This window comes from Parahoeflea alexandrii (assembly GCF_027214025.1).
Taxonomy (GTDB): domain Bacteria; phylum Pseudomonadota; class Alphaproteobacteria; order Rhizobiales; family Rhizobiaceae; genus Hoeflea; species Hoeflea alexandrii_A.
Genome location: NZ_JAPWHB010000001.1, coordinates 863603 through 884389, shown reverse-complemented (window position 1 = coordinate 884389; position 20787 = coordinate 863603). Strand labels below are relative to the sequence as shown.

The 20787-nt window shown below is 62.3% G+C and carries 21 protein-coding genes; 15 read left to right on the top strand and 6 right to left on the bottom strand.

Features of this window, described 5'->3' with window-relative positions; all coding sequences use genetic code 11:
* Positions 1 to 171: 171 nt before the first annotated feature.
* From O4H62_RS04365 to O4H62_RS04340, 6 genes are all read left to right on the top strand, one after another.
* Positions 172 to 846: a spermidine synthase gene (locus O4H62_RS04365; protein ID WP_269385891.1), complete on the top strand. Its 675-nt coding sequence runs from the start codon at positions 172 to 174 to the stop codon at positions 844 to 846.
* A 126-nt stretch (positions 847 to 972) separates the two neighbouring features.
* Entirely contained in the window at positions 973 to 1773 is an 801-nt protein-coding gene (locus O4H62_RS04360; protein WP_269385890.1) for a DUF5765 domain-containing protein, read from the top strand.
* A gap of 48 nt (positions 1774 to 1821) precedes the next feature.
* Positions 1822 to 2487, top strand: coding sequence for a DNA-3-methyladenine glycosylase I (locus tag O4H62_RS04355; protein ID WP_269385889.1), 666 nt, complete (start codon positions 1822 to 1824; stop codon positions 2485 to 2487).
* A 30-nt stretch (positions 2488 to 2517) separates the two neighbouring features.
* Positions 2518 to 3150: a LysE family translocator gene (locus tag O4H62_RS04350; protein WP_269385888.1), complete on the top strand. Its 633-nt coding sequence runs from the start codon at positions 2518 to 2520 to the stop codon at positions 3148 to 3150.
* Between the two features lie 321 nt (positions 3151 to 3471).
* Positions 3472 to 4980, top strand: coding sequence for a globin-coupled sensor protein (locus O4H62_RS04345; RefSeq protein WP_269385886.1), 1509 nt, complete (start codon positions 3472 to 3474; stop codon positions 4978 to 4980).
* 268 nt (positions 4981 to 5248) lie between these two features.
* Complete coding sequence (locus O4H62_RS04340; protein ID WP_269385884.1) at positions 5249 to 6742, top strand: globin-coupled sensor protein; 1494 nt, start codon at positions 5249 to 5251, stop codon at positions 6740 to 6742.
* On the opposite strand, the gene O4H62_RS04335 is transcribed toward O4H62_RS04340, so the two are convergent.
* Together O4H62_RS04335 and O4H62_RS04330 are read right to left on the bottom strand one after the other, a co-directional pair.
* On the bottom strand, positions 6724 to 7917 hold the full coding sequence (locus O4H62_RS04335; RefSeq protein WP_269385883.1) for an alkane 1-monooxygenase: 1194 nt from the start codon (positions 7915 to 7917) through the stop codon (positions 6724 to 6726). The two genes, O4H62_RS04340 and O4H62_RS04335, sit on opposite strands and share 19 nt — an antisense overlap.
* Positions 7918 to 8086: 169 nt before the next feature.
* On the bottom strand, positions 8087 to 9472 hold the full coding sequence (locus tag O4H62_RS04330) for a diguanylate cyclase (RefSeq protein ID WP_269385881.1): 1386 nt from the start codon (positions 9470 to 9472) through the stop codon (positions 8087 to 8089).
* Between the two features lie 266 nt (positions 9473 to 9738).
* On the opposite strand from O4H62_RS04330, the gene O4H62_RS04325 reads away from it, so the two are divergent.
* Complete coding sequence (locus O4H62_RS04325; protein ID WP_269385880.1) at positions 9739 to 10011, top strand: hypothetical protein; 273 nt, start codon at positions 9739 to 9741, stop codon at positions 10009 to 10011.
* Between the two features lie 204 nt (positions 10012 to 10215).
* On the top strand, positions 10216 to 10959 hold the full coding sequence (locus O4H62_RS04320) for a pyridoxine 5'-phosphate synthase (protein ID WP_269385879.1): 744 nt from the start codon (positions 10216 to 10218) through the stop codon (positions 10957 to 10959).
* Positions 10960 to 11075: 116 nt separating this feature from the next.
* On the opposite strand, the gene O4H62_RS04315 is transcribed toward O4H62_RS04320, so the two are convergent.
* The gene (locus tag O4H62_RS04315; RefSeq protein WP_269385877.1) at positions 11076 to 11963 is read right to left on the bottom strand and encodes an SDR family oxidoreductase; all 888 of its coding nucleotides are present in this window, start codon (positions 11961 to 11963) and stop codon (positions 11076 to 11078) included.
* Between the two features lie 148 nt (positions 11964 to 12111).
* Here O4H62_RS04315 and O4H62_RS04310 point away from each other — a divergent pair, with 148 nt between their 5' ends.
* The 6 genes from O4H62_RS04310 to ilvC all read left to right on the top strand — a co-directional run bounded on the left by O4H62_RS04310 (position 12112) and on the right by ilvC (position 16357).
* Positions 12112 to 12513 carry a winged helix-turn-helix transcriptional regulator gene (locus O4H62_RS04310; RefSeq protein WP_430538371.1) on the top strand — a complete coding sequence of 134 codons (402 nt, stop codon included), beginning with the start codon at positions 12112 to 12114 and terminating at the stop codon, positions 12511 to 12513.
* Positions 12514 to 12670: 157 nt separating this feature from the next.
* Positions 12671 to 13165, top strand: coding sequence for a hypothetical protein (locus tag O4H62_RS04305; protein ID WP_269385876.1), 495 nt, complete (start codon positions 12671 to 12673; stop codon positions 13163 to 13165).
* 204 nt (positions 13166 to 13369) lie between these two features.
* A complete protein-coding gene (locus tag O4H62_RS04300) occupies positions 13370 to 13987 on the top strand; it encodes a MarC family protein (RefSeq protein ID WP_269385875.1) in 618 nt (205 codons plus the stop codon).
* Positions 13988 to 14034: 47 nt separating this feature from the next.
* Positions 14035 to 14445, top strand: coding sequence for a DUF2721 domain-containing protein (locus O4H62_RS04295; RefSeq protein ID WP_269385874.1), 411 nt, complete (start codon positions 14035 to 14037; stop codon positions 14443 to 14445).
* 134 nt (positions 14446 to 14579) lie between these two features.
* Positions 14580 to 15263, top strand: coding sequence for a TetR/AcrR family transcriptional regulator C-terminal domain-containing protein (locus tag O4H62_RS04290; RefSeq protein WP_430538370.1), 684 nt, complete (start codon positions 14580 to 14582; stop codon positions 15261 to 15263).
* A 74-nt stretch (positions 15264 to 15337) separates the two neighbouring features.
* A complete protein-coding gene (gene ilvC / locus O4H62_RS04285) occupies positions 15338 to 16357 on the top strand; it encodes a ketol-acid reductoisomerase (protein WP_269385872.1) in 1020 nt (339 codons plus the stop codon).
* Positions 16358 to 16513: 156 nt separating this feature from the next.
* Here the strand turns inward: ilvC and O4H62_RS04280 are convergent, their stop codons facing one another.
* Positions 16514 to 17362: a hypothetical protein gene (locus O4H62_RS04280; RefSeq protein WP_269385871.1), complete on the bottom strand. Its 849-nt coding sequence runs from the start codon at positions 17360 to 17362 to the stop codon at positions 16514 to 16516.
* Between the two features lie 405 nt (positions 17363 to 17767).
* Here O4H62_RS04280 and O4H62_RS04275 point away from each other — a divergent pair, with 405 nt between their 5' ends.
* Positions 17768 to 18982, top strand: coding sequence for an acyltransferase family protein (locus O4H62_RS04275; RefSeq protein ID WP_269385870.1), 1215 nt, complete (start codon positions 17768 to 17770; stop codon positions 18980 to 18982).
* Positions 18983 to 18994: 12 nt separating this feature from the next.
* Here O4H62_RS04275 and O4H62_RS04270 read toward each other — a convergent pair whose 3' ends face one another.
* Positions 18995 to 19306: a DUF1272 domain-containing protein gene (locus O4H62_RS04270; protein WP_269385868.1), complete on the bottom strand. Its 312-nt coding sequence runs from the start codon at positions 19304 to 19306 to the stop codon at positions 18995 to 18997.
* A gap of 38 nt (positions 19307 to 19344) precedes the next feature.
* Positions 19345 to 20607, bottom strand: a complete 1263-nt coding sequence (locus tag O4H62_RS04265) for a PLP-dependent aminotransferase family protein (protein ID WP_269385866.1) — start codon at positions 20605 to 20607, stop codon at positions 19345 to 19347.
* Between the last annotated feature and the right edge of the window lie 180 nt (positions 20608 to 20787).

The following is a 20787-nucleotide window of genomic DNA, read 5'->3' as shown; positions in this document are numbered from 1 at the left end:
TCCGCTGTCTCACGGACGACCACTGCGGCCCGTGCCCGTCCCGTAGTGCACAGGCCTCGTGGTGAGCGTTCAGCGGCGGGGATGACACCATGCTTGCCGCCACCGGCTACGCATTTTGCTCAGGCGTGCTATAGGCAGCGTCAACTTTGTCCGAAGCAACGGTAAACCGCGATGATTCCCTGGAACCGGCTTGACGCCGTCCGCCTTGAAGACGGTGTCGAACTCAAGCTGATGCAACGCGGCAGCGAGTTCTCCATCATGCTTGGCGCAAACGAGTTGATGAACAGCCGGCTGAGCGGTTCGGAAGAGGCGCTGGCCAGCCTTGCCACGGAGAAGCTCCAGGACAGGCAGGCGCCGCGTCTGCTGATCGGTGGGCTCGGCATGGGGTTCACCTTGCGCGCGGCGCTCAAAAGCCTCGGCCCGGATGCGGCCATCACCGTGGCCGAACTGGTGCCCGAGGTGATCGCCTGGGCGATGGGCCCGATGGCCGAGGTGTTTGGCGGATGCCTTGAGGACCCGCGCGTCAGCCTTCATCAGGGCGATGTCGGCGAGGTGATCCGCAGCAGTGAGCGCGCCTGGGACGCGATCCTGCTCGATGTCGACAACGGCCCCGACGGCCTGACCCGCCAGGGCAACGACGCGCTCTACTCCGCCCAGGGGCTGGCCTTCGCCCATCGTGCGCTGACGCCGGGCGGCATCTTTTCGGTCTGGTCCTCCGCGCCCGATCCGTCCTTCACCCGGCGGCTGAAACAGGCCGGCTTTCAGGTCGCCGAAGTGCCGACCCGCGCCAGCACGAAAAAGCGCGGCGCGCGGCACATGATCTGGTTGGCCACCAGACCCGGATGAGGCGAGCCATGGGCGGCGCCGGCGTGTTCTTGCGGACACGGGCAGGTCTCCGGCTGCCTTGAATTCCGGTCCGCACGAGGATTATAAATACGTGCCGATGGGGTGGCCAGATTGGGGGAAGTGCGCATGTGTTGGAGTGGCGAGGCCTCCTTCGGACTGGCGGCGGTGGGATTTGCCGCGACCGCCTATGCGGCCTACAAGCGCGAAAGTCCGCTATTGTGGACACCGTTGGCCTATTTCTCCGGCATGGAACTGCTGCAGGCCTTCACCTATTCGGTGATCGACCAGTGCGCGCTGCCGTCCAACCAGATCGCCACAATGCTGGGTTACCTGCATATCTGCTTTCAGCCATTCTTCGGCTGCATGCTGGCGCTCTATTTTGTGCCCGAAAACGTACGGCGCGCGGCCATGCCGTGGGCCATCGCTGTCGCCGGGGCTTCTGCTGCCTTCATGATCCTGCAGGTCTATCCTTTCGAATGGGCAGGGACTTGCCGGCCGGGGCGTTCGCTCTGCGGCCCGGCGCTTTGCTCTGTCTCGGGGAACTGGCACATTGCCTGGGAAATTCCGTTGAACGCGCTTGGCGAGATCAATTCGTCCTGGGTCAACTCAAGCCTGCTCCTAAGGGGGCCGCTCGGTCACGGGTTCCTGAGTTACATGATCGCCATGTTCGTGGTGCCGCTTGTGTTCGGATCGTGGCGCATTGTGCTCTACCATCTTGCGATGGGGCCGTTGCTGGCCAGATTGCTGACCGACAACCCCAACGAGGTTCCCGCGGTCTGGTGCCTGTTGTCGATCGGCTTCCTGCTGATCGTGGTCAAGACCCCCGTGCGCCGCTACATGCATGTCCGGTCATGGCCATTGTGGAGAGTGATGGGGCTCGAGCCCTCGGCATCCGTTCATGCGGCGCCGGCGGGGAGGCAGAGTTGAGTTTGCCGGAATGGTCTTTCGTTCGGGCGGTTTTCACCGGAGGGCGCCATGCGTTCATTTGATGAGATTTACGAGATTGCAGCCGCCCGCAAGGGTGGCGCCGAGGCGCTTGAGGCCATGCTGTCCACTCCCCTCCCGGCGGCGGAGGTGGCCGCCATCCCTGACGACCGCTGGCTCGCCGCCATGACCCGGGCCGTGTTTCAGGCGGGCTTCAACTGGAAGGTGGTCGAAAGCATGTGGCCCGGTTTCGAGGCCGCGTTTGACGGCTTCGACACCGGCCGCTGCGCCATGCTCACCGACGAGGATTTCGAGCGGCTGGTCTCAGACACGCGCATCATCCGCAACGGCGCCAAGATCCGCTCGGTGCAGCAAAACGCCGTTTTTCTGCGGTCGCTTGCCGCCGAGCATGGCTCGGCCTCCAAGGCCATCGCCGACTGGCCTTCGACCGATTTCATCGGCCTGCTTGAGCTGTTCAAGACCCTCGGCAGTCGGCTTGGCGGCACCAGCGGCCAATATTGCTTGCGTTTTCAGGGCAAGGACAGCTTCATCCTGTCGCAAAGCGTGGTTGACCGGCTGATCGCCGAGGGCGTGGTCGACAAGCCGCCGACATCGAAGAAGGCCCTTGCGGACGTTCAGGCGGCCTTCAACACCTGGATGCAGCAATCCGGCCGCTCGCTGACCGAGATCAGCCGGGTGCTGGCCATGAGCCTCTGAGCGTACCGGCGAGGGAAAGGGAAAGCATCGATGGACTGGACCATTGCATTTGTCAGCGTGTTTGCGATCTTCATCCCGGCCCTGATGCTGCCGGGCCCCGATTTCATCGCCGTCGTCCGCTCCTCGATGGCGCGCGGAACGCGGGCGGGGCTGATGACCACGCTGGGTGTGACCATGGGGCTGGGGCTATATGCCGGGCTCAGTCTGCTTGGCCTCTCGGCCATCCTTGTCCAGTATCAATGGCTCGCCTGGGCCGTACGCATCTGTGGCGGCCTTTATCTCGGCTATCTCGGGGTCCGGCTGATCATGGCGAGGCCGCAATCCATCGCGATCGAGCAGGAGACAGGCGCTGAGGCGGGCAACCCGCTGGTCTTCGGTTTCCTGGTGACGCTCACCAATCCCAAAGCCATTGTGCTGTTTGCAAGTGTCTTCGCCACGGCGGTAACCGACGCCATGCCGGTGTGGGTGATGGCAGCGATGATTGCGCTGGTGATGGCCAGTGCCGCCATCTGGTACGCGGTGGTCACCCTGTTCATGTCCTCGCGCCCGGTCATCGCCCGCTTCGAGAATGCCCAGCACTGGATCGAACGTGCGGCCGGCGTCTGCTTCGTCGCCATAGGCGGCAGGATCCTCACCGACAGCCGCAATCCGCTGACACCCTGAACCCGGACCGGAGCTGGCGGCTGCCTTGTCCATAAGTCCGATCCTGTCACGCGGAACTCCGTGACAGGCTGTCACAGGCTTGGCGCACATGTTGCTCCCCCCGAGGCAAGACGGCATCGGTGAAAGCCCGTGAAACCTCAGGCATGAGAGAGTGGTAAATTAGAAAATGCTCTCTTATATCAAGATGTTGCATAAGGCTGTTTAGTCGGTGTTAGCTGATTGAAACTAGGCATGTGCTGCAGATCATGAGGGTCTGATTGCGAGCTTTGAAACCGGCGGATGACCGCCCCGGCTCATCATTGATTACCGGGGACTACAATCATGCATCATGACGCTTCCAAGCGCAGCGATATCGCGGCCAAGCTCGATTTCGTCGGAATGGGTAAAGCGCAGTTGGCGGCACTTGCAGCTCGCGCCCCGCAAATCGAAGGTTCGATCGACCAGGCGTTGAACCGGTTTTATGCCCAGGCCGCGGCCAATCCGGAAACCGGACGGCATTTCCGTGATGCATCCCATATCAATCACGCCAAGCAGAAGCAGGTCGAGCACTGGCGGACGATCATGACCGGAAAGTTTGACCACGCCTATATCGAGAGTGTGACCCGGATCGGCCGGGTTCACGCCAGGCTGGGGCTGGAGCCGCAGTGGTATATCGGCGGCTATTCGCTGATCCTCGAGGAGATGATCAAAACGGTGGTCGCCGGCGAACTCGGCGGTTTCGGAGCGCGCCGCAAGGCCCGGGACACCGGAGAGGGCGTGGCCGCCGTCGTCAAGGCTGCGCTGATCGACATGGATTACTCGATCTCGGTCTATCTCGATGCGCTGAACGAGGAGCGTCAAAAGGCAGAACAGGAGCGCGCGCAGCTCAAGGCCGACCAGGACAAGGCGCTTGAGGCGCTCGAACAGGCGCTTCGCGGTCTGGCCGAAGGCGATCTCGGCTCCACCATTTCCGAGCCGCTGTCTGCGGATTTCGATCAGCTCAAGGCCAACTACAACGCATCCGTCGCCAAGCTCAGCCAGACATTCGGCGAGATAATCGATTCCATCCGCCAATCGACGGCCGACACCCGTGAACTTTCGGGCGCCACCGAAGACATGGCGAAGCGGACGGAACAGCAGGCCGCGGCGCTCGAGGAGACCGCGGCGGCGGTCGAGCAGATTTCGGTCATCTCGAAACAGTCTGAACAGCGTGTGTCCGAGGCGCGCCAGGTTGTCGATGCGGCATCGGAACAGGCGGTGCTGTCCGGCCAGACGGTCTCCGACGCGATTTCGGCCATGGGCAAGATCGAGGAATCGTCGAAGAAGATCACCCAGATCATCAGCGTGATTGACGAGATCTCGTTCCAGACCAACCTCTTGGCGCTCAATGCCGGGGTCGAGGCGGCCCGAGCCGGCGAGGCGGGCAGGGGCTTTGCGGTGGTGGCACAGGAGGTACGTGAACTGGCCCAGCGCTCGGCTTCAGCCGCCAGGGAAATCAAGGATCTCATCGACGCCTCCTTCGATGATGTTCTCAGGGGCGTGTCGCTGGTCAACAAGACCGGAGAGACGTTGAGCAGCATCGGTGGCCAGGTCCGCGTCATCAGCGAACATTTTGGCGTAATCGCGATGGCCGCACGGGAACAGGCCACCGGAATATCCGAGATCAACGCAGCCGTTGGCTCCATGGACCAGATCACCCAGCAGAATGCGGCGATGGTCGAGCAGACCAACGCGGCCACACAGAACCTGCTCGGCATCAACCAGACCCTTGGCCAGCTTGTTTCGCGCTTCTCATTATCGGGGCAGAGCAGACAAGTGTTGGAGCACCGGGGAACTGCCAGAGCGGCGTGACCCACCTGGCGCTGTTGAGGTTCGCTGAACCTTGACTCTTGCTTCAACAGGGCCTGGTCTTTCTTTTGTCCTCACGAAATGTACTGTAACGTACATATGATTACATTGTAGTTTTATATTCGCCAATTGTGAGATCTTGCCGCAGTGATTAATTAGTTTTTAGTAATAAACGAACAAACATCACGGCAAGACCATGATGATCTTGTTGCAAGCCTGACAACGGCGGATTTTCCGCTCCTCCTCTAGGCCTCGGATCGGAATAGCTGCAATGAGCGAAAAAGAAATATCGGAAAAACTGACCTTTGTCGGCATGGATTCAGCGCAGATGACGACGCTGAGCGCCCTCAAGCCCTTGATAGCGGAAGCAGTCGGGCCGGCGCTCGACCGGTTTTACGGTCAGGCCAAATCCAATCCGGAAACCGCGCGGCATTTCCGCGATGCCTCCCATATCGAACATGCCAAGCAGAAGCAGGTGGATCACTGGGGCATCATTGCCTCCGGAAAGTTCGACAATGCCTATATCGAAGGCGTGACCCGCATCGGCAAGGTCCATGCCAAACTGGGTCTTGAACCCAAATGGTACATCGGCGGCTACTCGCTGATCCTTGAAGAACTGGTGACCCGTATCATCGCCAAGGAACTGAAAGGATTCGGAACGAGGAAGAAAGCCGACAAGGCAGCAAAGGACGTGTCCGCCGTGGTCAAGGCCGCGCTCATCGACATGGACTATGCGATCTCGGTCTACCTCGATGAACTGAGCCAGGAACGCGCCAAGGCTGAACGCGAACGCGCGCGCCTTAAGGCCGAACAGGACATGGCCCTGGCGGCGCTGGACCGTGCGCTCACCACCTTGGCGCAGGGTGACTTGCGGTCCTCCATCACGGAAGACCTTTGCTCCGATTTCGATGATCTCAAGAGCAAGTTCAACACCGCGGTGTCCAAGCTTGACGAGGCGTTTCTCGACATCGCGGCCTCGATCAAACAGTCTGCGTCCGATACCCGCGAGCTTTCCGGTGCAACCGACGATATGGCGCGGCGCACCGAGCAGCAGGCCGCGGCACTTGAGCAGACCGCGGCGGCAATCGAGCAGATCAGCACGATTTCAAGGCAATCCTCCGAACGCACCAAAGAAGCCCGCCAGGTGGTCAGCCAGACCTCCGAGCAGGCCGCGCAATCGGGCAAGACAGTGACCGATGCGATCGCCGCCATGGGCAAGATCGAGGAATCGTCCAAGAAGATCACCCAGATCATCTCGGTGATCGACGAGATCTCCTTCCAGACCAACCTGCTGGCTCTCAATGCCGGGGTCGAGGCCGCCCGCGCGGGAGAGGCGGGCAGGGGGTTTGCCGTCGTCGCCCAGGAAGTGCGCGAACTGGCGCAGCGCTCCGCATCGGCTGCCAAGGAGATCAAGGAACTGATCGAGGCCTCATTCTCCGATGTGCTGACCGGTGTCGAACTGGTCAACAAGACCGGAGAGGCGCTCGGCAGCATCGGCGGCCAGGTGCAGGTCATCAGCGAGCACTTTGCCACGATCTCCCAGGCCGCGCAGGAGCAGTCCACCGGGATATCCGAGATCAACAGCTCCGTCAGCGCCATGGACCAGATCACCCAGCAGAACGCGGCGATGGTCGAAGAGACCAATGCCGCCACCCAGAACCTGCTCGGCATCAACCAGACGCTCGCCGAACTGGCGTCCCGGTTCACCGTCTCGGGCCAGAGCACGCAGGCGCTCAGCCAGCCTGGTTACGCAAGGGTGGCCTGAGCCGTCCGCCAGGCGGGCCACCGCGCCCGGTACTCGGCGGCCCGCGCGGGATCGAGATTGGTCCTGGCGAGATCGCCGCCGGCCCAGGCCATCACTTTCGGATCCATCACCCGGAACCAGAGCGATGGAATGACCGCAAGCAGGAAGCTGCCGGGATAGCCCGACGGCAGGGTCGGCAACTCGTCGAAGGAGCGCAGCGCCTGGTAGGGCCTGAGCGGGTTGGCGTGATGGTCCGAATGCCGCTGCAAATGGAACAGCATCAGGTTCGAGATGATGTGGTTGGTGTTCCACGAATGCCGCGGCTCGCACGGTTCGTAGCGCCCGTCGGGCTTCTGATCCCGCTTGAGCCCGTAATGCTCGACATAGTTGGCGGTGGTCAGGTGAAACCAGCCGATCAGGTTGTGAACCAGCACAAACGCCAGCATCGGCCAGCCGAACAGGGCGATCAGCGCGAGGTCCGCCGCAAGCGTGATCGCGTAGCCCTGCAGGATGTCGTTGCGCCAGTGCCAGAACCCCAAGCCCCTGCGCGCCAGCCGGGCCCGTTCCATCCGCCAGCCGCGCAACGCCGTGCCCGGGATCTCGCGGCATGCGAAGCGCCACAGGCTTTCGCCAAGCCGGGCCGAGGCGGGATCCTCGGGGGTGGCGACATGCACATGGTGGCCGCGATTGTGCTCGATGCAGAAATGCCCGTAACCCGAGACCGCGTTCGCGAATTTTGCGCCCCATTGATCGAGCCGGTTCGGCTTGTGGCCGAGCTCGTGCCCGACGGTGATGGCTGTGCCCGAACTCACCCCCGCAGCCGCGACCAGACCAATCCAGGCCCACCAGGGGGTGCCGGGCTGTCCGGCGGCAATCGCGCAAGTCAGGAATGAAAACCAGAACACCGGCACGGCGAGGAACAGCAGCATCCGGTAATACGGGTCGGAGGCCATTGCTTCGACAACCTCTTCCGGCGGGTTGTTCGGATCGACGTCGACCAGATGGTCTCCGATGACGAAGACGCCATAATAGAAGACGATCGGAACGGCGGCCCACCAGGCGTCACCGCTCGTAAGCAGCGCCAGGGCTGCCAGGCCCGGCAGGGAAGGCGACAGCACCGACAGGATCCAGAGCCCGCGTTTCCGGTCGCGGTACTCGATGCGGCCCCCGCTCTTCGTCGTGCCTACGAAAATCATCGCTCGCCTCCACGGCGAGCAGCGTATGCCTCTCAACGGGAGCGGGCAAGCTTGCCTTTCGAGCGATCCGAGGCTGCCCTTCGGCAACCGCTCGAAAAGGATTTCCGAAGCACCGGAACCTCAGGCAACCGGTCCTCCCGGACGGGGGGCGCCAGTGTGCGAGCGCCTCTCAGGCTGCCTTGACGATGAACCGGTCGCGGCCCGCTTCCTTGGCTTCGTAAAGCGCCACGTCGGCACGCCGCATCAGCGAATTCAGGTCGTCGCCCGGGGCAAGCGCAGCCACCCCGAGGCTCACGGTCACGCGCAGCAACTGGCCCTCGAAATGGAACGGCAAGTCCGCGACCGAGGCCCGCAGCCGTTCGGCCAGTGCCGAAGCCGCCTCGATGCCCGCATCCGGCAGCAAGACGCAGAATTCCTCGCCGCCGACGCGGCCGATGAGATCGTGCGAGCGCAGCACCTTGTGCCACCGCTGCACAAGTCCCTTGAGAACCTCGTCGCCGGCGGCATGTCCGTTGCGATCATTGATCTGCTTGAAGTGATCCGCATCCAGAAGCATCAGGCAGGCGCTTCCGCCGCTCCGCCTGGTTCGCTCGAGCTCGATGCTCGCCAGTTCCATGAAGCGATGCCGGTTCATGCAGCCGGTCAGGCTGTCGGTCCAGGCAAGTTGGGCCAGCTGCCGCTCCTGCTTTTTTATCTCCGTGATATCGTAGCTGAAGCCGACGATGCCGCCATCGCTGGTGCGGCGCTCCTGGAAGGCGATCCATCGGTTGCCGGGCAGCGCATGTTCATGACGCGCCCCTGGCGCCTGGTGGTCCCGCATCAGCCTGGCAATCCAGTTTTCCTCATCCCCCGCCGCTTCGGGGAACTGGCCGCTGTCGACCCCGCGTCGCAGGATGCTCTCGAAATCCACCCCCTCGACGATGAATTCGGCGACGCGTGGAAGCATGGCCCGGTAGCGCTGGTTGCAGGCGACCAGGCGGTCGCGGCGGTCATACATCACAAATCCCGTGGGCAGGGATTCCATCGCGTCGATGAACCGGATCTTCGTTCTCTCTTCCTGGTCGATGATAAGACGGGTCTCGAGCGAATCCATGATCATGGCCGCAAGGTCGGCAAGCATCCGCTTCTGATCGTCGGTGATCGTCCGTGGCCTTGTGTCGAGCACGCTGAGCGTGCCCATGTTGAGCCCGCCGCTGGCGGTGAGCGGCGCGCCCGCATAAAATCTCAGGCCCGGCTCCCCGGTGACGAACGGATTGTTGCTGAACCGCTCATCCCGACTGGCATCCTCGATGACGAACACCTCGTGCTGGCAGATGGCATGGGCGCAGAACGACCACTCCCTGGGCATGTTGGATGCAGCGACGCCGCTGCATGCCTTGAACCATTGCCGGTCCTCGTCGATCAGCGAGGCCACTGCAATCGGGGCGTCAAGAAGTCGCGCCGCAAGCCGGGTCACCCGGTCGTAGACATCCTGCGGTATGCTGTCGAGCACAGCGAACTCCCGCAGCTTGGCCATTCGCTCGGTCTCGTGCTCGGGAAGGGGGTATGTCGGCAATGTCATGTCCGTCTGGTTGGTTGCGAGGCGCTCATGGTCCGGCCGGATCGAAATGGCCCCTGCAAACCCTGTTGAAGTGTTGCTGTGGAATTAGCGAGGGCTAAATGTATATTGCGTAATATATCCTAATAAAGCGCTACACCTTCTGACATTGATCCGCCGGCCGCAGTGTGTCTCCCGCCTTGCGCCGGCGTCTGCCCGGTGAGCGATTTCTTAACGCCCGCGCGCTAGAACAAATCCCGGTGTTTCGCACAAGGAAGACTTCGATGCGCTATCTGACCGTGATTGCAGTCCTGGCCGGTGTCACTTTGGCTGGTCCTGCCCATGCCTTTGATTACGAGCGCCTGCTCGTCCAGGTCTTCGGCTCCGCGGAACTGAAAGACCTCGGCTGGCCGCTCTTCGGCCTGATTGCTCTGTTCACGGTCGGCTTCTTCTGGATCGCGCTACGGATTGGAAGAAAACGCCAGCGCCGGATGATCGAATCCTACAATGAGCAGCTGCAGGACTATTCCGGCCGGCTGCGCAAAGGCAGATCCTGAGCCCGTCTTGCTGAGCTGGGATCCGTTGTTCCATGCCAGGGCGAGAGGCCTTTCGCAGGACGCACCTTCCATTCATTCAGGCCGGGAATGCGGACTTTCCCGAAATTCATTTCACATCGCCCGCCAATGCTTTAGATAACGGCAGCAGCAACCTGAGGCCTGAACGCCTGAGGTTTTCCAGTTGTCCTTGTCCGTGAGGCCGCCATGCCCGCTCAGCTTTCCGTCAATCTCAACGCCGTGGCCATGCTCCGCAACCGCCGCGATCTGCCATGGCCGAGCGTCACCGGCCTGGGGCGGATCGCGCTCGCGAACGGCGCCCACGGGCTGACGGTGCACCCGCGGCCCGACCAGCGCCATATCCGCTTCTCCGATCTTCCCGGGATCCGGGCGCTGATCGACGATGAATTCCCTCAAGCCGAGTTCAATATCGAAGGCTATCCGACAGACGAATTCATGGAACTCGTCGCCGCCAATGCGCCCGAGCAGGTAACCCTCGTGCCGGACGATCCGGCGCAGGCGACTTCCGATCACGGCTGGGATTTCGAAGGCAAGGGCAATTTCCTGCGCTCGGTGGTGCAGCGGCTGAAGAAGGGCGGCGCCCGCGTCTCGCTGTTCTGCGATCCCGATGCCAGCCGCGCCGCACTCGAAGCCGCGAGCGCCACCGGCGCCGACCGGGTGGAATTTTACACCGGGCCGTATGGCGGCACCTATGACGACCCCGCCCGTGCTGCCGAAGAACTCGCAAAACTCGAAGCTTCGGGCAGGATCGCCGCCGAACTCGGTCTCGGCGTCAATGCCGGTCACGACCTGACGGTCGACAACCTGCCGGCCCTTGCCCGCGCGCTGCCCAATCTGCTCGAAGTCTCGATCGGCCACGGCCTGACCGCTGACGCGCTCGAATACGGCATGGCCGAAACCGTCCGCCGCTTCGTCCGCGCCTGCGGCTGAGCCCGGCCCCCCTGCATCACCGGGAGATGAAGGGAGGCCGGTGTCATGGCCAGTGTCATCGCCAGTGTCATGGCAGGAGATCGGAACCATGACATTTGGTGAAGCTGAGGCGGGCCTCAGCCCGCAAGCGCTGCCTTGCTGGCTTCCAGGAAGCTCTCCAGTGACATCAGTTCCTTGCCGGAAAGGCTGGCGGCGTCGCTGGTGATCATGGAAATCTTGCCTTCGCGCGTGTTGGCGTCGAAGGAGACGAAGGTCGGGATGTAGGGGGCCGGAACGCCGGCGCCGGCCATGCCCTGGGCCAGTTGTTCATCGGTGACATGCACCACCGTCAGAGGCTTGCCGGTAATCTCGCTGGTAAGCGCCGCAATTTCCTCGGTGGTGTGCGCGGTCTCGCCGGTCAGTGTGTAGGTGGCATTCTCGGCCGCAGGGGCGGCGAGCCCCGCAGCAATGGCGCGGGCAATATCATCGCGCGCGATATGGGCCAGCTTGCCATCGCCAGAGGAACTGTACCATTGGCCACTGGCAAGGGCGGTGGGCAGGACCATGAACAGGTTCTCCATGTACCAGCCATTGCGGAAAATGGTGTAGGAAAGCCCCGAGGCCTTAATTGCCTCCTCCGTACCCAGATGGTCGGGGGCAAAGGTGATCAGGCTGTCATCCGGGCTTGGCATTGATGTGTAGAAGATGCGGCCAACGCCTGCCTTTTTCGCCGCCTCGACGGCTGCCAGGTGCTGGCGCAAGCGGGTGCCGGACGCATCAATCGCATCGGTGGATACGATCAGAACGCGATCCGCACCGGCAAGCGCCTCGGTCAGCGAAGCCTGATCGTCGAAATCGACCCGGCGGGTTTCGACCCCGCGGCTGGCAAGTTCCGAGAGCTTGCCGGTGTCACGCGAACCGGCGATGAGGCTGGAAGCGGGCACTTTGAAGCTGTCGAGCAGGTGATGCACTACTGCGGAGCCAAGTTTTCCCGAAGCGCCCGTTATAAGCAGTTTGCCAGTCATGTCTTTTCCTTTCATGGGAGACATCGCAGGCTGCGCTGTCTCGAAAATACAGTAGCTCTCATATTGAGAGTTACTGCACATATGGTATGTAAAAGGAATGCGAAAGAAGGCAGTTTTGCCGCCTATAGTTACCTCGAGGGAACCACCCATGGATGCGTATATCTCGTTCGCCGACCGGCTCCGGGCACTGCAGCAGCATAGTTCCTTCGAAAACTGCCCCGTGCGCCAGGTCATGCAGGGGATCTTCGGCAAGTGGAGCACCTTGCTGCTGCTGGCGCTCAGCGAACGGCCCTACCGCTTCGGCGAGTTGCGCCGCCTGGTGCCCGACATCTCGCAGCGCATGCTGACCCAGACGCTCAGAGATCTCGAACGTGACGGTCATGTCTACCGCAAGGTCTACGCCACCAAGCCGCCAAGCGTCGAATACGGCCTGACGGCTCTGGGAACCTCAATGCTCACCCCGCTCAACGACCTGGTGGTCTGGGCCGGGGACAATTTCGCTGCCGTCGAATCCGCCCGCAAGCGCTTCGACGCCGGCGCGGAGGCCTGAGGCGCGCCCAGGCGGCGGCCCGGTCGCGCATGATCAGGAACCGTTGATCAGGCGCTTTTGCCTCTCCCGGCCGGCATCCAGTCCGGCTTGGCGCGATGGTGCTTGAAAATGTGACGCCGCTCGGTCAGAAAACACCGATAATTTCGCGGGAAACAGAATGAGTCGGCTCACCTCCACGATCATCGCGGCAGCATCCGCGGCCCTGCTCGCCGCGGCGCTGGCCGGTTGTGCCGCGCAATCCAGCCCGCCGCAGCCGCGGCCGGTCGCGCCGCCGAATTTCGAATCGCTGACGCCGCCGCGGAGCCTGTTGCGCGAGGACACGATCGAGGCCGGAACCCACGACCGCAATGAAAGCCGGCTCGCCTATGTCGGAATCTGGGCCCGGTCCGGCGATGGCTGCGCGATGATGGACCAGACCGCCTTCGACGGTTTCGCAGTGATCACGCCTGGCACGCTTCGCCATCCGGGCGAAACCTGCAGCTTCGAACCCGGCGCGCCGGGGCAGGGGTATATGCAGGGTGAAGCAAGCTGCAAGGTGGGGCGCAAGACGATCAAGCGCGCCATCTCCATGGAAATGCTCAGCCGCAGCGCCATGCAGCTGAGCATCGACGGCGCGGACCAGAACCTGGTGCGCTGCCATCTGCCGAACTGAACCCGGCGGCGCAACGATTCTTCGCCCGGGAGCGGCATTGCATCGGCGACCGCCCGCAGGCTTGCGGGGCCGCTGGAGGCTTGCATCACCGGGAGCCTGGAAGCAGGCCGAACCGGCTGTGCAAGGCTGCAAGGACACTGTTAGGCTTTGCCGGTGCAAGATGCGTCGAACGAGTGTCGCAATCCCTCAACCGCGGACGGCAGAATGATGGCCAGTATATTCGAGCAGTTTGTAACACTCTGGGTGGTGATCGATCCGATCGGCACGATACCGGTTTTCGTTGCCGTAACGGCGGCGCTGGACCCGGCAGTGCACCGCCGGGTCGCGCTGCAAGCTGCGCTGATAGCCGCGTGCGTGCTTCTGTTCTTCCTGGTCGCCGGACAGTTCCTGATCGATGCGCTCGGAATCAGTCTGCCGGCGTTTCAGATTGCCGGCGGGCTCATCCTGTTCCTGTTTGCGCTGACCATGATCTTTGGCGAGTCCAAGCCCGAGCGCGAAACGGCCGAGGCCGTCGCCCAGGATGCCCCGTCGCCGGCCATTTTCCCGCTTGCGGTGCCCTCGATCGCCTCGCCCGGCGCCATGCTGGCGGTTGTTTTGTTGACCGACAACAACCGCTTCAGCATCTCCGAGCAGGTTGTCACGGCCGCCATCCTTATGGCTGTGCTCGCCTGCGCTCTGGTTCTCATGCTGCTCGCCGGCCCGATCCTGAAGGTCATCGGCAAGGGCGGTGCTGCGATTGTCAGCCGGGTCATGGGAATGATACTTGCCGCCGTGGCCGTCGATGCGGTGATCAACGCAATCTTCGACATGATTCCCGCCTGAACACCCTGAAATGATGTGAACTGACCTGTTTTCAAAGGATACGCCGAATGCAAGCCTTGCCGGATTCGCTGTCGATCGCCCAGGAAATCCAGCTCTCCGTCGCGCCGGTCTTCATGCTGACCGCGATTGCCGCGCTGTTGGCCCTCCTGTTCAATCGCCTGTCCCAGACCCAGGATCAGATCCGCGCGCTTGGCGCGCGTCCGGAAGGTGAGGGAACGGTGGCTGGGCCGGACAAGGCAGTATCGCGCTTGCTTGCCGCCCGTGTATCGCGGCTCCGGTGGGCCATCAGATGCAACTCCACCGCCGCCATCCTGATCTGCTCTGTCGTCGTGTCCATCTTTGTCAGCGATTACCTCGTGCCCGACATTTCGAACCTGATCGCGACCCTCTTCATCGCCGCCATGACCTTGCTCGCCGCCGGGTTCATTCTGCTCCTGCGCGATATTTCCAGGTCCTGAACTGAGCGCTTCCACGCTGAGTGCCGGTGCCGGCCGACACCCCGCGGCCGGGGGTCGGCGTAGAGTTTGCTTTCCAGGGCCCGGCCACATGTTTCCACTTGACGCAGTACCGTACGGTACGGTACATGCCGCGCATGAACATGACCCTTGCCCCAGATATTGCTCCCAGGCCGGCCGCAGCGCCCGCTGATGCCGCCATGGCCGCGTCGGCGGGCGAAGCCCTGTCTGAGCGCCAGCGCGAAGTGCTCGATGCGGTGCTCAAGCTGATGGTGGCGGAAGGCGACGGGTTCTCGGTCGCCGCCGTGGCGCGTGCGGCGAGCTGCTCCAAGGAGACGCTTTACAAGTGGTTCGGCGACCGCGACGGGCTGCTGACCGCCACCGTGCGCTGGCAGGCCTCGAAGGTGCGGATGCCGAAACTGCCCGAAGACCGGCTCACGCGCCAAAGCCTCGAGGCGGCGCTCACCGGATTTGCCGCGAGCTGGCTCACGGTGATTACCGGCGATCTGTCGATCGCGCTCAACCGCGCCGCCGTTTCCCACGCGGGATCGGGCAAGAGCCGGCTCGGCGAAATCGTGCTGACCAACGGGCCGTTCGCGATGAAACGGCGCATCGAGCCGCTGCTCGAGGCGGGCAGGGCGGCGGGACTGCTTGACTTCGCCGACGTGGCCGACGCCTTCCGCAGCCTCTTCGGGCTGGTTGTCGCCGACACCCAGATCCGGCTGCTGCTGGGCGAGGACAGCCATCCGGACCAGGCCGAGATCGGCACGATATCCGCCCAGGCGGTGACGAAATTCCTCAGGCTATACGGCCGGGGGTGAAACACGAACTTCCGGCGGCGGGGAACGCCCCGCATCCGGCCAACAACGACAACGCGAACCAACGGGAGTGTCTCATGCGCGTATATTATGATCGCGACGCCGATCTCAACCTGATCAAGTCGAAGAAGGTGGCCATCATCGGCTACGGTTCCCAGGGCCGGGCGCATGCGCTCAACCTGAAGGATTCGGGCGCCGGCAACGTCGCCATTGCGCTGAAGGCCGGTTCGCCGACCGTCAAGAAGGCCGAAGCCGACGGTTTCAAGGTCATGACCGTGGCCGAAGCTGCCGCCTGGGCCGACCTGATGATGATGGCGACCCCTGACGAACTGCAGGCCGACATCTACAAGAACGAGATCGCCGACAACATCCGCGACGGCGCGGCCATCGCCTTCGCCCACGGCCTCAATGTCCATTTCGGCCTGATCGAGCCGAAGGCTTCGGTCGACGTCGTCATGATCGCGCCCAAGGGCCCCGGCCACACCGTGCGCGGCGAATACCAGAAGGGCGGCGGCGTGCCGTGCCTGATCGCCATCCACCAGGATGCTTCGGGCAACGCCCATGATCTGGCGCTCTCCTACGCCTGCGGCGTCGGCGGCGGCCGCTCCGGCATCATCGAGACCAACTTCCGCGAAGAGTGCGAAACCGACCTTTTCGGCGAGCAGGTTGTTCTCTGCGGCGGTCTGGTCGAACTGATCCGCGCCGGTTTCGAAACGCTGGTCGAAGCCGGCTACGCGCCGGAAATGGCCTATTTCGAGTGCCTTCACGAGGTCAAGCTGATCGTCGACCTGATCTATGAAGGCGGCATCGCCAACATGAACTACTCGATCTCCAACACCGCCGAGTGGGGCGAATATGTCTCCGGCCCGCGCATCATCACCGCCGAAACCAAGGCCGAGATGAAGCGCGTTCTCAACGACATCCAGACCGGCAAGTTCACTAGCGACTGGATGCAGGAATACAAGGCCGGCGCCTCGCGCTTCAAGGGCATCCGCCGCATGAACGACCGTCACCAGATCGAGGAAGTCGGCGAAAAGCTGCGCGGCATGATGCCCTGGATCAAGGGCAACGCGCTGGTCGACAAGTCGAAGAACTGAGCCTTTACGGGTTGTGAAGATGAGGGCCGGGAGCGATCCCGGCCTTTTTGCAATGTTCATGCCGGAAGCCGGTGTGTAGCAGGGATGGAGCTATAGGCTGCCAGTCAACCGGATCCGGCAAGCAGATTACGGCTTCTTACTATGGTCTCAAAAGTTCTATCTTAGGTCAGCTGTTTCGCTTGTGGCAGGCGTCGAACCTGCTCCGAGCAATTCATCCAGAATCTGGTCAACCAGATTGTCGCGTGAAACCACGCCGACATAGGCGCCCCGAAAATCGATAAGAACAACCGCGTCAAGCCGGTTCTTACGAACAGCCGCGAACAGTTCTGCCAATGTTGACCGGTAATCCAGCCAGATCTTGTTGCCTTCTCTTGTTGCGCGTATCCGCGGATTTTTCATCAATACGGCAAAATTTGTTTTTTGCAGTCTTGCCTTGATTTGGTCCGGCGTAATCGTCAGATGCTTGACTTTATAATCAATGGCCCCGCCATCAAGTGGCAATCGGACGAGGTCCAGAAAGTAGGAAGATTCAAAAAATCCTATGGGTTTATGCGCGTCATCGAGAACAATCAGGCCATGGAATCCGCCACTTAGTAGTGACTGGTAAATTGAGGTGGCCAGTACCAGCACTCGGGCGTTTCTATCGTCTTCCGGGACCTTTTCCCAAGCATCGGCATCTATCGCTATGACCCTTTGGGCCTGCTGGAAAAAGGCCGAACGAGCGATGTCGGCATTAAGGGCCTTTGTTCCGACTATGCTTCCCAACTCAATCGATTTGGTTGCCACTGGCTTGGAGGATAACTCGTGCAGCTTTACAGAAAAGCCGCCTCCCGCGAACTCTGAGATGGCTCCACTGAGGATCAGGTAGAAAACGATGGGGAGCAGGAACACGCCTATTACAGTCGGCGAGACTTCAATTTTCCGCCAGTTGAATGCAATGAGAAGTGCCAGCAGGCAGGCGAAAAGTGCGACTGATATAACGAGCGCGAGAACATCGATCTGCATTGTGTGACCTCATTCTGCTTTATGCCAAGTTGAGCATTTTCAGTGAAACGCATAGGGGCTTCCGAGGCTCCCAATCCCCTCACAAAACGGCAGTCTCTTCGTGCAGCCTTCCACTCCATCAGTGGCGGCGTTCGCCCATTCAAGTCACCGGTCTTCATCTCATTGATCCACTGTTACGGAATGAGATGAGATCGTCACGTAATGCACGTCTTCCCGGATATGCGATAGTGGAGTGTATCGTGCATTTGGTTCTATTTGAAGGTGAAAATGGCCTGCGGTCGTCGGACAAGGGACCGGCAGAAATAATTTGAAACAAGTTCATCCGGCATATCGAACCTGGCCTTAACCCTTCGCAAGGCAGAATGCGGTCTCGATTGGATGGCAATCAATGCGATCGGATAGCGGATGACTTTGATGCAAGGCGAAAGGGCACAACGCCTGCACCACTGGGATTTTTCCCGGGCGCTCTATCTCGTGCTCGGCATTCCGTTTCATGCCGCCGTGATCTATTCGCTGAGCCATGAATGGTCGGTGGCCTCACCCGACAAGAGCCAGCTGCTCACCTGGCTTGCCGATTTCCTGCACAGTTTTCGCATGCCCGGCTTTTTCCTGCTCGCGGGCCTGTTCTCGATGATGTTGCTTGACCGGCAGGGCGCCTGGCCCTGGCTGAGGTCAAGGCTGGTCCGCCTCGGCCTGCCGCTGCTCTCCGCCACGCTGCTGATCGTGCCGTTCCAGATCGCCGTCCAGCAGGTGGCGCTTGCCGTCAAGGGCACGGTGCCGGCATCGGATGTTCCGGGCCTGATCGCGGCTCAACTCAGCCATTTCGGCGAGCCGTGGATCGCGCATCTGTGGTTCCTCTGGGTGCTGATCGCCTATTGCATCGGGCTCGCGATCCTGCAGGCGCTGAGCCGCGGAACCTTGCGCGCCCGGCTGGAGGCCTTCGTCGCCTGGGTCGGCGACAACCGCATCCTCTCGCTCGCCGCCGTCGCCGCCATCTGCGAGCTCGCCGCCCGCGCTCAGGAAATCGTCGTTGGGGCAAGCCCCTACTACGGAAACGCGATGATCAACTACAATCTCTATGTCATCTATTTCGGCTTCGGCGCGCTGGTCTATTCGAGCCGCAAGCTCAACGACCTGCTGCTCAGGCCGGGCCCGTTGGCCGCGCTCGCCGGCGTGGCGCTGGTCCTCTACGCCCAGGTGCCGCATGCCAACCTGATCGATCACACCCTGAAGGTGATGGCGGCGATTTTGGGTGCGCTGATGATCGTCGGCTACATCTCGAACCTGGCGCACCGGCATTTCAACCGCCCCGATGCGCGGGTGCGAAAGCTGGTCGACGCCTCGTTCACCATCTACCTGTTTCACCACCCGGTGATCTATGTGCTGGCGACGTTGTTCCTGATGGTCGATTTGCCGCCGGTGCTCGAATTCGCGATCATTGCCACCTCCGCCGGCCTGATCTCCTACGCCATCCACCTCGCCGTCAGCCGCAGCGCGGCCCTGATGCTGATGTTCAACGGCGTGAGGCGGAAAAAGGCGCCTGTGTCGCAGCCGTCGCGCGCGGATACCGCCAAGCCCCAATCCATCCCGGCGGAAAGACCTTATCCCCTGCGCGGGTGAGGGGAGTGGGCCTCAGCGCTGCTCGGGTGGCACATCCTTGAGCCGCTGTGAAAACACCGCGGCATCTTCCATGGACCAGGACATGTGCACGCGGGTTGCCGACGGTGGCCGCTTGGCGACCGACAGTCCGGGCCGCCATTCCGTTGCCGGACGGATCGGCCGTGGCGCAAACCCGCCCCCGCAATTGGGGCAGACGTTCAACAGAACGGTCTCCACGCAATCGGCGCAGAAGGTGCACTCGAAGGTGCAGATCCGCGCATCCGTCGCATCAGGCGGCAGGTCCTTGTCGCAGCATTCGCAGTTCGGTCTCAGTTCCAGTGCCATTGCCATGTCTCCACTTACAGCACCAATTTGCGCCCGGCCTAACCGCCGCGCACCACCCGGCCCAGCCGCTTGATGCCTTCTTCGATCATCACCTCGGAGGCGCAGGAGAAGGACAGCCGGATGGTGTTGGCGCCCGAGCCGTCGGCGAAGAAGGCCTTGCCCGGCACGAAGGCGACGCGTTCCGTCTTCAGGCTTTCGGCCAGCAGCGCCGCGCCGTCAAACCCTTCGGGCAGGGTGACCCAGACGAACATGCCGCCATCGGGCTTTGTCCAGCTCACGCCGTCGGGCATGTGGCGGGCGAGGGCCGCCAGCATGGCGTCGCGCCGCGCCTGGTAGGTGGCCTTGATCTTCCCGACCTGCGCCTCGAAGCCGTCGGAAGCAACCCGGTGGATCGCCATCTGGTTGAGCGTCGCCGAATGCAGGTCGGCCGCCTGTTTCATCAGGACGAGCTTGGAAATCACCGGTTTTGCGGCGCAGACCCAGCCGACGCGCAGGCCCGGCGCGAGCGTCTTGGAGAAGCTGCCGCAGTAGATCGTGCGGGTCGCCTCGATCGAGCCCGAGCGTTCGATGTCGAGCGCCAGCAGCGGCGGGATCTCGTCGCCGTCATAGCGCAGCGACTGGTAGGCGGCGTCCTCGATCACCGCGATGTCGAGTTCTTCGGCCAGGTCGAGAATATTCTTGCGCGCGCTTTCGGGCAGCGTCTCGCCGGTCGGATTGGCGAAATCGGCCGAGGCATAGGCGAATTTCACCTGCCCGCCGTTGGCCGCCGCGGTCGCGCGATAGTCATCCGCCGAGCGGTTGCCGAGCGGGGTGAGGCGGTCGTAATTGGGCTCATAGGCGTTGAAGGCCTGCAGCGCGCCGAGATAGGTCGGCCACCCGACCAGCGCCGTATCGCCCTTCGACAGGAACAGCTTTCCGAGATAGTCGAGCGCCTGCTGCGAACCCGAAGTGATCATGATGTTGTCGGCGCTGCACTCGATCCCGAGCGAGGCCATGCGGGTGACCAGCCAGTCGCGAAGCGGCTTGTAGCCCTCGCTGACCGAGTATTGCAGCGCCGCGCCCTTGGTGTCGCCGGTGAGCGCCGAGGTCAGCGCCGCGCCAAAAGCTTCGGCCGGAAACAGCGCCGGGTCGGGAATGCCGCCGGCAAAGGAGATCACGTCGGGCTGGTCGAGCAGTTTGAGCAGTTCGCGGATTTCCGATGCCTTCATCCGTTCCGCCCGCGTGGCGAAAAGTCCCGGCCAGTCGAGCCCGTGCCCGGCTGTCGCGGTGCCGTTTGCGTCGGCCTGCATCTGAGTGCTCATGTCCCGTCCTCCCAAGTGCGGCAGGCGATGGCGCGTCGATGCCATTCCGTTTGCCGCAGGTCCTGATCGTTTCAGCCTGATGGGCCGGTCCGGGCGCAACAAAAATGCGTTCATGACGGCCTGCGAGCAACAATGATCACGAATCGTAATTTATGTCAATAATGCTGACCTAATTTGAAT

What these genes read in the sequence shown, in the direction of transcription:
- O4H62_RS04350 (WP_269385888.1), top strand. Translation starts at nt 2,518, where the DNA reads ATGGACTGGACCATTGCATTTGTCAGCGTGTTTGCGATCTTCATCCCG.
- O4H62_RS04335 (WP_269385883.1), bottom strand. Translation starts at nt 7,917, where the DNA reads ATGATTTTCGTAGGCACGACGAAGAGCGGGGGCCGCATCGAGTACCGC.
- O4H62_RS04300 (WP_269385875.1), top strand. Translation starts at nt 13,370, where the DNA reads ATGATGGCCAGTATATTCGAGCAGTTTGTAACACTCTGGGTGGTGATC.
- O4H62_RS04325 (WP_269385880.1), top strand. Translation starts at nt 9,739, where the DNA reads ATGCGCTATCTGACCGTGATTGCAGTCCTGGCCGGTGTCACTTTGGCT.
- O4H62_RS04265 (WP_269385866.1), bottom strand. Translation starts at nt 20,607, where the DNA reads ATGAGCACTCAGATGCAGGCCGACGCAAACGGCACCGCGACAGCCGGG.
- O4H62_RS04355 (WP_269385889.1), top strand. Translation starts at nt 1,822, where the DNA reads ATGCGTTCATTTGATGAGATTTACGAGATTGCAGCCGCCCGCAAGGGT.
- ilvC (WP_269385872.1), top strand. Translation starts at nt 15,338, where the DNA reads ATGCGCGTATATTATGATCGCGACGCCGATCTCAACCTGATCAAGTCG.
- O4H62_RS04315 (WP_269385877.1), bottom strand. Translation starts at nt 11,963, where the DNA reads ATGACTGGCAAACTGCTTATAACGGGCGCTTCGGGAAAACTTGGCTCC.
- O4H62_RS04310 (WP_430538371.1), top strand. Translation starts at nt 12,112, where the DNA reads ATGGATGCGTATATCTCGTTCGCCGACCGGCTCCGGGCACTGCAGCAG.
- O4H62_RS04280 (WP_269385871.1), bottom strand. Translation starts at nt 17,362, where the DNA reads ATGCAGATCGATGTTCTCGCGCTCGTTATATCAGTCGCACTTTTCGCC.
- O4H62_RS04295 (WP_269385874.1), top strand. Translation starts at nt 14,035, where the DNA reads ATGCAAGCCTTGCCGGATTCGCTGTCGATCGCCCAGGAAATCCAGCTC.
- O4H62_RS04275 (WP_269385870.1), top strand. Translation starts at nt 17,768, where the DNA reads ATGACTTTGATGCAAGGCGAAAGGGCACAACGCCTGCACCACTGGGAT.
- O4H62_RS04365 (WP_269385891.1), top strand. Translation starts at nt 172, where the DNA reads ATGATTCCCTGGAACCGGCTTGACGCCGTCCGCCTTGAAGACGGTGTC.
- O4H62_RS04340 (WP_269385884.1), top strand. Translation starts at nt 5,249, where the DNA reads ATGAGCGAAAAAGAAATATCGGAAAAACTGACCTTTGTCGGCATGGAT.
- O4H62_RS04270 (WP_269385868.1), bottom strand. Translation starts at nt 19,306, where the DNA reads ATGGCACTGGAACTGAGACCGAACTGCGAATGCTGCGACAAGGACCTG.
- O4H62_RS04305 (WP_269385876.1), top strand. Translation starts at nt 12,671, where the DNA reads ATGAGTCGGCTCACCTCCACGATCATCGCGGCAGCATCCGCGGCCCTG.
- O4H62_RS04290 (WP_430538370.1), top strand. Translation starts at nt 14,580, where the DNA reads ATGAACATGACCCTTGCCCCAGATATTGCTCCCAGGCCGGCCGCAGCG.
- O4H62_RS04360 (WP_269385890.1), top strand. Translation starts at nt 973, where the DNA reads ATGTGTTGGAGTGGCGAGGCCTCCTTCGGACTGGCGGCGGTGGGATTT.
- O4H62_RS04345 (WP_269385886.1), top strand. Translation starts at nt 3,472, where the DNA reads ATGCATCATGACGCTTCCAAGCGCAGCGATATCGCGGCCAAGCTCGAT.
- O4H62_RS04320 (WP_269385879.1), top strand. Translation starts at nt 10,216, where the DNA reads ATGCCCGCTCAGCTTTCCGTCAATCTCAACGCCGTGGCCATGCTCCGC.